At 41.9% G+C, this 9,686-nt stretch carries 8 protein-coding genes; 5 read left to right on the top strand and 3 right to left on the bottom strand.

Going from position 1 to position 9,686, the window contains the following annotated elements:
- Nucleotides 1-139: 139 nt before the first annotated feature.
- Nucleotides 140-949: a WecB/TagA/CpsF family glycosyltransferase gene (locus tag AC5JL3_RS21490; RefSeq protein WP_496076415.1), complete on the bottom strand. Its 810-nt coding sequence runs from the start codon at nucleotides 947-949 to the stop codon at nucleotides 140-142.
- Nucleotides 950-992: 43 nt separating this feature from the next.
- Here AC5JL3_RS21490 and AC5JL3_RS21485 point away from each other — a divergent pair, with 43 nt between their 5' ends.
- Nucleotides 993-1,268, top strand: coding sequence for a hypothetical protein (locus AC5JL3_RS21485; protein ID WP_496076414.1), 276 nt, complete (start codon nucleotides 993-995; stop codon nucleotides 1,266-1,268).
- A gap of 96 nt (nucleotides 1,269-1,364) precedes the next feature.
- Here the strand turns inward: AC5JL3_RS21485 and AC5JL3_RS21480 are convergent, their stop codons facing one another.
- Together AC5JL3_RS21480 and AC5JL3_RS21475 are read right to left on the bottom strand one after the other, a co-directional pair.
- Nucleotides 1,365-3,554, bottom strand: a complete 2,190-nt coding sequence (locus tag AC5JL3_RS21480; RefSeq protein WP_496076413.1) for a GumC family protein — start codon at nucleotides 3,552-3,554, stop codon at nucleotides 1,365-1,367.
- Nucleotides 3,555-3,600: 46 nt separating this feature from the next.
- Entirely contained in the window at nucleotides 3,601-4,065 is a 465-nt protein-coding gene (locus tag AC5JL3_RS21475) for a hypothetical protein (RefSeq protein WP_496076412.1), read from the bottom strand.
- Between the two features lie 527 nt (nucleotides 4,066-4,592).
- Between AC5JL3_RS21475 and AC5JL3_RS21470 the strand changes: the two genes are divergently transcribed.
- From AC5JL3_RS21470 to AC5JL3_RS21455, 4 genes are all read left to right on the top strand, one after another.
- Entirely contained in the window at nucleotides 4,593-5,867 is a 1,275-nt protein-coding gene (locus tag AC5JL3_RS21470; RefSeq protein WP_496076411.1) for a lipopolysaccharide biosynthesis protein, read from the top strand.
- A 61-nt stretch (nucleotides 5,868-5,928) separates the two neighbouring features.
- Complete coding sequence (locus AC5JL3_RS21465; protein WP_496076410.1) at nucleotides 5,929-6,882, top strand: glycosyltransferase family 2 protein; 954 nt, start codon at nucleotides 5,929-5,931, stop codon at nucleotides 6,880-6,882.
- Nucleotides 6,883-6,984: 102 nt separating this feature from the next.
- On the top strand, nucleotides 6,985-8,241 hold the full coding sequence (locus AC5JL3_RS21460) for an O-antigen ligase family protein (RefSeq protein ID WP_496076409.1): 1,257 nt from the start codon (nucleotides 6,985-6,987) through the stop codon (nucleotides 8,239-8,241).
- Between the two features lie 401 nt (nucleotides 8,242-8,642).
- A complete protein-coding gene (locus tag AC5JL3_RS21455; RefSeq protein ID WP_496076408.1) occupies nucleotides 8,643-9,605 on the top strand; it encodes an exostosin domain-containing protein in 963 nt (320 codons plus the stop codon).
- The last annotated feature ends 81 nt before the right edge of the window (nucleotides 9,606-9,686 follow it).

Genomic DNA, 9,686 nt, shown 5'->3' with positions numbered 1-9,686 from the left:
CCGCTTAAACTATTGATGGCTAAGGGTTTCGGCTTTGTGCAGCAAGCCCTAATTAACCGGGTTGATAAGCATAGAAAAATAAAAAGGGAAGGGAGTCAATACCTCCTTTCCCTTTTTATTGTTAGAATCCCGTAGAGAACTACTCAATCGTCTCAATCATCTGTTCACGAGGAACGCTCCCAGTATGTGCAGAATAAGTCGTATTGAAGGGGTCTGCATAAAAATTGATCTTTTGTTTGAAGACCAGCCAGAAGAAGCCAGGACCATGTACTAAATACCGCTTCCACAACCGCTTTGGTTCTGCGACTAAGCGATACAGCCACTCCATCCCAAGTTCACTGACCCACTTGGGCGCTCTCTTGATATTGCCAGCTTCAAAATCGATAGTTGCACCAATAGCTAAGAAAATCTTGATGTTTGGCAACTTATCTTTGTACTTCAAGATGAAATTTTCTTGTTTTGGCGCACCTACTCCTACCGCGAGAACTGTAGCTCCAGACTGGTTAATCATTTCAACCATCTTCAAGCATTCTTGTTCATCTTTCTCAAACCCAAACGAGGGAGAGTGCGTACCGATTATGATATCTCTACCAATTTTAGAATTAATCTTTTGTTGAGCAGAACTGGCTACTCCTTCGCGAGCGCCTAAAAGAAATATTTTGATGTCTTCGTTATCTTTATGGTACTCATAGAAAGCGGGGAAAAGGTCAGAGCCTGAAATTTTTTCTTTAACTGGTGACCCTAAAAACTTAGAAACGAAAAATAAAATTTTGCTGTCACACAACTTGTAAGTCGCTGCGTTATAAGCACGATAAAAATCAGGATCATCCTGTAGCTTCATCAGATGATCTACGTTGGGCGTAAAGACAATTCCACTCTTGCACTTTTCGAGAAACTCTAGCCGAGACAAATTATCGATAGCTACATTTAATAATTTTACTTGGCGCATCTGGCTTAGTCCTACTTTGGTGTAATTTGACAACTTTTTATAGGTGAAATTCCTAACTCAAGTTGGTGAAACTATCTACATCATTAAACCGCTATTTAGAATATTAAGAAGCCAGGCGGTTATCTTGCAAGTAAAAACGAGCAGCTTTACTGTCTCTTCAATTTTCTCTCTCAGCAACTTTACGGTTCCTTTAATTACAACACAGGAACTTACAACTCAAAGCGATCGCCTACAGCCCAACGGCAAACCACCAATTGTCTACCTTAAACTAAAGTTGTTTGAGAAAAAATGCCAAAAATCCCTAACTCAACTGGGTTAGGGATTTTTGGCGTTGGTTAATCCGCCAAATCCTTGATGCTCAACTTCCACAACGTCCCTTGCTTCAGGCTCAGGCGAGCGCTTGAACTTCTATTTTTCAGATCCGACTAAGCGCAGGCGAGGAATCTTTGTGATAAACCTTTACATGACGAGGGTAACTGTCAGGTTCGTACTCAGCAACTACACCATTGATGACTAAACCTAAGACCTCCTGCTCAGATTGTGCCAGTAACTCTCTTGCCGCCTTAGCAGTAGAGCCATCAATTTTATGGGGATGAGCGACGAGCAAGATACCGCTTGTCATCTTACTTAAGGTCAAAACGTCAGAGACCAAAATAAGAGGTGGCGTATCAAAAATGACAAAATCGTATTTTGCAGATAAGTTCTGGACTAATGCTCTCATGCGATTGGAATCAATCAAAGCCAGTGGGTTGGGTGGAATAGAACCCGATGGAAGAACACTAAGGTTGTGTTCAACTTCTTTAATCGCTTCTTTAAGTTCTACCTGGTTGACAATAATATCACTGAGTCCAGCTACGTTAGTAAGGTGCCAGATATGATGTTGCACCGGGTGATGAAGATCTGCATCTACTAGCAGAACCTTATGCCCCATTTGAGAAAGGGTAAGCGCCAAATTAGCAGAAACTGTAGATTTGCCTTCCTTAGAAACTGAGCTTGTTACAACAATGGTCTTCAGCACTTGATCGGGCTTGAGAAATTTCAAGTTTGACTGAAGCATTCGGTAAGCTTCACTCGCAAGTGAATGAGGGGTTTCTCTAACAGGCAAGGCTGGACTTGAAGATTCAGCCTCCCGAACAGCAAAGTTTTGTTTTTTCTTGTTTCTCTTGACCAGAGGAATCATACCCAGCCAGGGGTAATTCAACACTTCACGAATTTCCTTGATTGTCTTCAGTGATGGATCTCTTAAATCCAAAGTGAACGCAATCAGAACATATAACAAACTTGCGACAACAACTCCTCCGCCTAAAATGAGTTTGTTCTTGGAAGCAATTGGCTTATCCGGAACAGTAGCCTTGGCGACAACACGAGCATTACCGATGTTTTGATTCTCTGCAATCTGAGCTTCCTGTAGTCGCTTAACCAAAATCTCATAATTTGCCTTTGCCGTTTCAACCTGGCGTTCAAGGTCACTCTGAACCTGTTCGAGTCTAGGGATGACACCCGCTCGTTGACGATAAACGGATTGAGTTTGAACTAACGAATTTATTTGATTAATCAATCCTGAACGCTGAATTCCAGCATTGATATAGTCGTCAATTAGTTTTTGCTCTGATGCTCCTAACTGTAAGCTGCCTCCAGGAACTGCCTGACCATTACGAAGAACTTGTGATATTCGCTCTTGAACAACTCCCCTTAAAAATGTCTGCCGTTGCTTTAAGTTAACGACCGCTGGATTGTCATCCAGGTAACGAGAGCGTTGAACAGCTAGCTCAGACTCTACCTTCTGCAAATCAACCAATGCTTCCTGTACACCAGATGATTGACTTAAAGCATTCAAACTTGCTGCTACCTCAGGACTCAGTCCTATCTTTTCCTGCAAATTACTGAGCTGAGCATTTGTAGTTGCTAATTCAGCATTAGCAGTTGCAATTTGATTATTCAATAAGGTAATTGACTCTACAGCAGATGCTGCCTCATTTTCCAGGGCAACAACACCGTTCTTCTCTTTGAAGTCACGTAGATTCTTTTCGGCTTGAAGAAGTTTTTCTTCAGTTTTTGGTAATTCCTTGGAAACAAACTCACGCGCCACAGCGGCTTGAGTCCGGTGAACTTGAATGTTGCTCTGTAAATAAAATTCAATTAGCTTGTTGACGACAGCGGCAGCCTCTTCAGGCTCTTTACTTTGGTAAGAGATAGCTAAAACGTCTGTTCCAGTAACGGCTTTAACCGTTAGCTTCTTCTGGAAATCTCGATACGGCAAAGGTTTTCCATCTTCATCTTTAAGCTTGAGAGCAGCAATTGTTTGTTGAAGCAGAGGGGTTGAGCGAACAACTTCTGCTTCTGTGTCTACTGGAGTAGTCTGTTGACTAAGAGCCTCTAACTCACCTACTTTTTCTTTTTCCTCTGATAGAAGCGCAGAAGCGGTATCTCTTTTTCTAAAGAGAATTTTTCCCTCCGCTTCGTACACAGGCTTCCGTAGACCCATGTATACCCCTGTTAATAACAAGACTGCTAGGAAAACGCTGCCCGCAGGTAACCAATGACGCTTCAAGATGAGCCAATACTTGCCGACGTCAATGTCTTCTTGGTATTTTTGAAGATCCATACAGAACCCTGTGCTAAGAACGTTGGTTGTTAGTGGTGTTTACACACTAGCCGAACAATACAATTGGACACATTGTCCGTGCTGCGGCAGTGTTAGTCAGTTTAATGCACTTGGTGATCCCACTCGTCCACAAGGTCACTTCAACTTTGTGCAATTCCTGACAGGTGCGTACCATTTTCGCCAAAGGCGTTTTCTGTTGGGCACGGATTTCATGTCCGGCTCCTTTGCTCAGCAGAGTATACACCTGTTGCTGAATCGTTGCAACAATGGTAATGTCCTCATTCCAACTGAGGGTACCATCCCAAACTCGATACCACTGTTCAAACAACACTTTCTGTTGGGCTAACAGTGCTCTGCACAATTTCCCCTGCTGCACTTCTGGCAGACTCAAGCATAGAACCGATGTTTGCCAGTTGAGGAACGACCTTGGGTGTCTCAAGAATTTGAATGCGATTCTGCATTTACCAACTAATTGTGGATAGTCAGTATGATTTGGCTCATCTTTAACCATTCTTCATGAACCAACTCAAAAATTTATCCTGACCTTACCTATAATAACATTATTCTTGAGTGAGAAATAAATAGATGAAATCACCATACACATTATGTAAGTTCTAAATGGGCTGGACAGTGGTCTGTTCAAATATCAGCAGACAATGCCAAAGTGCTGACACCATTCATACACACAGCGTATGAATGGTCATTTAGCAACAACATGGACACAAATTCCTCTCACCGTCTTTTTTAACACCCGTTCCAAGTTGCGCCCAGTATTTTGAACTTTACGGTAGTGGCACCGAGTTAAATGCTCCTTTCATTGATAACGTTACTCTCGTTGGAATTTTCAGATTTAATCAATGAAACGATCGCTCTTGGCAAAACCAAACAGAAATAAGAAATAGGATGTTAGCTCTAGACACATACTAATAAATGGTGTGGCTAGAGCTTTCTCCACATCCCGCTAGACGCTTTGTATCAAGGATTTGCTGGTTTCCAAGACAGAATCAAGCAAAAGAATAGTATTGGAAAATTGATTAAATGCTGATGCACAAGATTAAAAACCAACTGTCCAATAATACCCTCGTTAAAAGCCTCGGTTGGCTAGCCGGAGGGGAATTTATTCAGCGTTTAATTCGTCTTGGAGCAGTCGTTGTTCTTGCCCGTGCCTTTACCGCTCAAGACTATGGAGTTTTCGCTATTCTGCTTACCCTGAATGAATTCTGTAATATCCTAATACACAAAGGAGGTGTTGCAACAAAACTCATTCATGCGGATCAAAAAGACCTGGAAAGTTTAGCTAATACAGCTTATTGGCTCAACTGGTTGATCTGCATCCCAATCTTTTTAATATATTGCATTGCTGCTGCTCTCATTTCCTGGCACTCCAAAGATCCTAATCTATTTCTACCTCTTTGTATTGTTTCACTGCCCTATTTGATTGTTCCTTTTTACGCCGTTCAGGATGCTCTAATTCAGCGCGAAAATCGCATGAAAGTTATTGCCTTTGCTGGCACACTTTATTCGTTCATTAGCAACTTCTCGGTAATTGGTTTTGCTCTTTTGGGTATGGGTATCTGGAGTATTGTTCTGTCGCAGGTTCTGTCACAGGCAAGCTGGTTTATTGTCTATCGAAGAAATCAGCCTTGGCGACCTAAAGGACCATTTACTCTCAACGGATGGCGAGAAATTGTTCACTTCGCAAAGTATCCACTTAGCGTCGAGTTTCTAAACAAGTTGCGAGCCAACCTGGACTACATTCTGGTTGGTAGCTTTTTGGGTGTTGAGCAGCTAGGAACTTACTTTTTTGCCTTTAGTGCTGGTCTTGGGCTTAGCCTTAGTGCAATAGGAATGATTTCAACATCCCTGTATCCCTACCTGTGTAAAGTTCGTAGCAATGAGAGCTTGTTTAGGAGCTACTACTTTAAGAGTTTGATAACGATCAGCACAGTGATGGTTCCTTTAATTCTGCTACAAAGTAGTTTGGCTTATTTCTACGTACCAATTGTGTTTGGTCAAAAGTGGGTGATTGCTATCCCGATTATTGTCATGATTTGCTTATCTGGTCTACCTCGTCCGTTTGCATTGGCGGCAGAGCAGTTACTAATAATTGTTGACAAGGGAAACCTTAGCTTACTGTGGAATCTTATTTTTACAGTCATTTTCTCTATTGTGCTCTTAGTTGCTGTGCAATTTAACATTTTTGTTGTTGCAGCATGTGTCCTGGCAGTTCACCTAATTGGTCTACCTCTATTTACAGTTTGGGCAACCAGGCTTGTTTTCTCTCGTCCACTAACTCCTCATATAGGCGAATAGTTTCATTCCTACGTTGCCAATCGATTACCTGATGAAAATAATGCCTAAACCTATAAGTCCGATGAACTCTAAACCGACCATATCTGTTGTCATTCCAGCTTATAACGCAGCTCACTACCTGACTGACACGATTCACTCGGTTCTGGCACAGTCCTATACAGATTGGGAGCTATTGATTATTAATGATGGTTCTACCGATACTACAGAGTCCGTTGTCAACAGATATTGCCAACAAGATGGTCGAATTCAGTTAGTAACGAAGGAAAACGGTGGGGTTTCTTCATCACGGAACTTAGGAGCCACTTTAGCAAAAGGAGAACTAATTGCATTTCTTGATGCTGATGACAAGTGGTTGCCCAACAAGTTGGCAGTTCATGCTGAATACATGCACTCTCATCCGGAAGTTGGAGTTAGCTTTGCCAGAGTGGAGCTTATGAATTCTGATGGTAGCTCTATGAATAAGCTAACAAGTAATCAGTTGACTCAGCTTCAACCTCAAGAATTTTTGTACTCTAATCCAACTGTAACGACTTCAAATGTAGTTATTAGACGTGATCTATTTCACAAAATGCAAGGGTTTGATCAGACGATTAACCACTCTGAGGATATGGAGTTGCTCTTCAGAATTGCAAGCTGTAGTGACTTCAAAATTGAGGGGATCAATCAGACTCTAGTTCAATATCGAATTCACAATACGGGACTATCTTCTACCTTGAAAAACATGGAAGATGGGTGGAAAAAAATGCTGGAAAAAGCACGTCAGTTACATCCTGATCTGGTTAGCAAACACTATGCTTCTGCTTATGCATCCCAGCTCCAATATCTGGCAAGACAAACCTTACGGTTAGGATTACCCCCAGAGTTAGGGGTAGATTTTGTGAATCGAGCTTTTCAGGCAGATTGGGGGCTTATGATACGGCAACGGCGCTCAATGCTCATTGCAATCACAATTTATGCTACCTACTTTGTTTCCCGATTGAGCGCAAATCCTGTGATGAAGTCATTAGTCAAGTAAGCGGGAACAGTAAATTAAAAAGCTGTAATTATGTTGAGCCTTCTTGATCTTTTTGAAACTTGGTTTGTTCGCTTTTCTCTCGCTTTTATAATAGGGAACCCATTGAACCTATTACTAATGGGAGCTAGTGGTGGTCAAGTAATCACGAACGCACCACAAAATGCTTCGATGGAACCCACGATCATTATGGGAATTAGTGGAATCGCCTTACTACTTCTACTGCTGAGATGGCAGCGACCGCTCTACTACATCAAGAGTAACCCTCACAGCATTTTTGTCTTCGTTTTTCTCCTTTTTGTCATTGCCTCAACCATCTGGTCTGACCTTCCAGACGTTACTTTTCGTCGTTCCATCCTTGTTACAGCAGTAGCAATATTTGCCACCTATTTTTCTACCTGTTTCAGCTACAAACAACAGCTTCAAAACTTAGGGTGGGGATTAGGCATTACAGCCCTGCTGAGCTTGGCATTTGGACTCTTTCTGCCAAGTTACGGACGGATGAGTCTTCCTCCTCATACGGGTTCATGGCGGGGTGTTTTTTTGCACAAAAATGCTCTGGGAGCACACATGGCTCAAACAGGTGTTTTCTTTCTTACTTTATTCTTCACAGATGTTTACGGTAAGCACAAGAAGATTGCCGTGGTACTTGTAGCGATTTCTTTATTCCTGGTTGTTGCTTCTCGCTCATCAACGGGACTGGTAGCTTTCGCGACAATGACGGCTGCACTGTTCATCTGCAATATTCTCAGGTTTCGCTCAACTGTGATCGTACCTGTTCTAATCCTTATCATCTTCATGTGGGGAGGATTCACGATCTACGCACAAAACAATGCCGAAGAACTTACGGCTGTATTGGGTAAAGATGTGGGCTTAACAGGTCGAGACGCTATCTGGAAGGCGGTTGGGGATATGATCAACCTACGCCCCTTGTTAGGCTATGGCTATGAAGCCTTTTGGTACAGTCCTTACAGTGCATCTGCTACCGTTACACGAATCCTTGGTTGGGCAGTGCCTCATTCCCACAATGGTTTGTTGGAATTACTGCTTGCTGTAGGTTGGCTTGGCACAATCCCTTATTTACTAAGCTTTGTGTTCAACATTGTGAAATCGATTCAACTGATTCAAAATAATGGAACAGTTGAAGCAATTTGGCCAATCCTGTTTCTACTCTTTATGATTCTCAGCAACTCAACTGAGAAAAATATTATGACCGCCTATGTATGGTCTTCTTATGTGTGGATTACACTCTTGCCTCTAAATCTCAAGGATGTTCCTTTCACAACCACGCAGCCAGCTTATAGCGGTCTGCATTTGGATGAGGTACAGGTTGATGCTTTTAAGGCAGAGGGCAGAAGTTAGATGTACTTCACTCAACCAAGAATCGCTATAGATAGAGCTGAGTAGACCCTAGCTGTCAATGGTTACAAAACAGCTCTGCAATTTAGGCATTAAACAAAATAATTACTAGCACATGCAGGAGTTTTCCTGTAAATATAAAAAAGTTTCTGTTATTGTTCCAATCTAACACAGTGATTTGGTAATTTCTCTTTTAAAAATTTCCTTGGGAAATCTCTTAAACTATTTCAGCAAGCAACTCTAGCATGAAACTCAAGATCTTTTCAGATCGTAATTTTCTTCCTACAGGAATGGCTCCAACTTCTATTTTGTACCCATTCTGGTCTGATCTACATTCTGGTGAAATTTACTCATGGATAAGTCCATACAATCGTTATGTAGAAGTTGGACAATCGTTTTTTGAAATGGTTCCACTTGAAGCTGCTGACATCGCTATCCTACCCATGGACTGGCGTAGCATTCGAGGGGACTCGTGGCGTGGTTCTAGTGATAAGAACGCTGAACAACTGGCGATTCAGTTTGCAGAACTGGTTCATCAGGCAGGTAAACCACTAGTTGTATTCTTTGGTAGTGAATGTTCAGATGAGAGTATTCCCATCAAAGACGCCATTGTTCTTCGTCAGTCTGTATATCAATCACTCCCACAATTTGCCAACAACCCAATCTTTCCATTTTTCTGCGAGGACTTCGTCAAAGAGTTTTTGGAAAATCAACTACCGATTCGGCAAAAAGGTCAAAAACCAACTGTTGGGTTTCGCGGTTTTGCTAGACCTCTCAGTCTAGATAGAAGGGTAAAAACGCTTGTTTATCATGGAATGATGCTTTCCAAGGAGGGCAGACTGGGAGCCTCTCCTTATAAAGGAGAATCTTTACGGGTCAAAGCTCTCAACATCCTGTCAAATCATCCGGAGATAGAGTCAAAGATCAAAATTTTTGATCGCGCAGTATTTTTTGATGCAGCAGATCCAGATCAAAAACGTAATGCTCGGATGGAGTATGTCCAAAATCTGACCGACAGTGGCTATACATTCTGTTGTCGTGGCTCTGGTAACTACTCTAACCGCTTCTACGAAGTACTATCCTGCGGTCGAATTCCTATTTTTCTCGACACCGACTGTAAACTTCCTCTAGATACTCTGATTGACTGGAAAAAATACTGTGTTTGGGTTGATGAAAAAGATCTTTCTTACATTGGAGAAAGGGTTCTCGATTTTCACAACAGCCTCTCTCCTCAAGAATTTGTTGATTTACAGTATGCCTGTCGAGAACTCTGGTTGCGTTGGCTATCTCCAGAAGGGTTTTACTCAAATCTTCATCTTTACTTGCAGAACCTGAAAAAACAGCTGGTTTCTGACGTTGCCAGATAAACGAATGCTCCTGTTAGCACTCTACACACTTTTCAGATTTCTCTAAACCAAAGTTCTGGATTGTTATCAAATCAAGGGGAG

The sequence above is a fragment of the Symplocastrum torsivum genome, from assembly GCF_059505465.1.
The sequence above is the reverse complement of the archived record's forward strand: the minus strand, read 5'-3'. Positions and strand labels throughout refer to the sequence as shown.

Coding starts and splice junctions, on each gene's coding strand:
- AC5JL3_RS21490 (WP_496076415.1), bottom strand. CDS start 949: ATGCGCCAAGTAAAATTATTAAATGTAGCTATCGATAATTTGTCTCGG.
- AC5JL3_RS21480 (WP_496076413.1), bottom strand. CDS start 3,554: ATGGATCTTCAAAAATACCAAGAAGACATTGACGTCGGCAAGTATTGG.
- AC5JL3_RS21475 (WP_496076412.1), bottom strand. CDS start 4,065: ATGGTTAAAGATGAGCCAAATCATACTGACTATCCACAATTAGTTGGT.
- AC5JL3_RS21470 (WP_496076411.1), top strand. CDS start 4,593: ATGCTGATGCACAAGATTAAAAACCAACTGTCCAATAATACCCTCGTT.
- AC5JL3_RS21465 (WP_496076410.1), top strand. CDS start 5,929: ATGAACTCTAAACCGACCATATCTGTTGTCATTCCAGCTTATAACGCA.
- AC5JL3_RS21455 (WP_496076408.1), top strand. CDS start 8,643: ATGGTTCCACTTGAAGCTGCTGACATCGCTATCCTACCCATGGACTGG.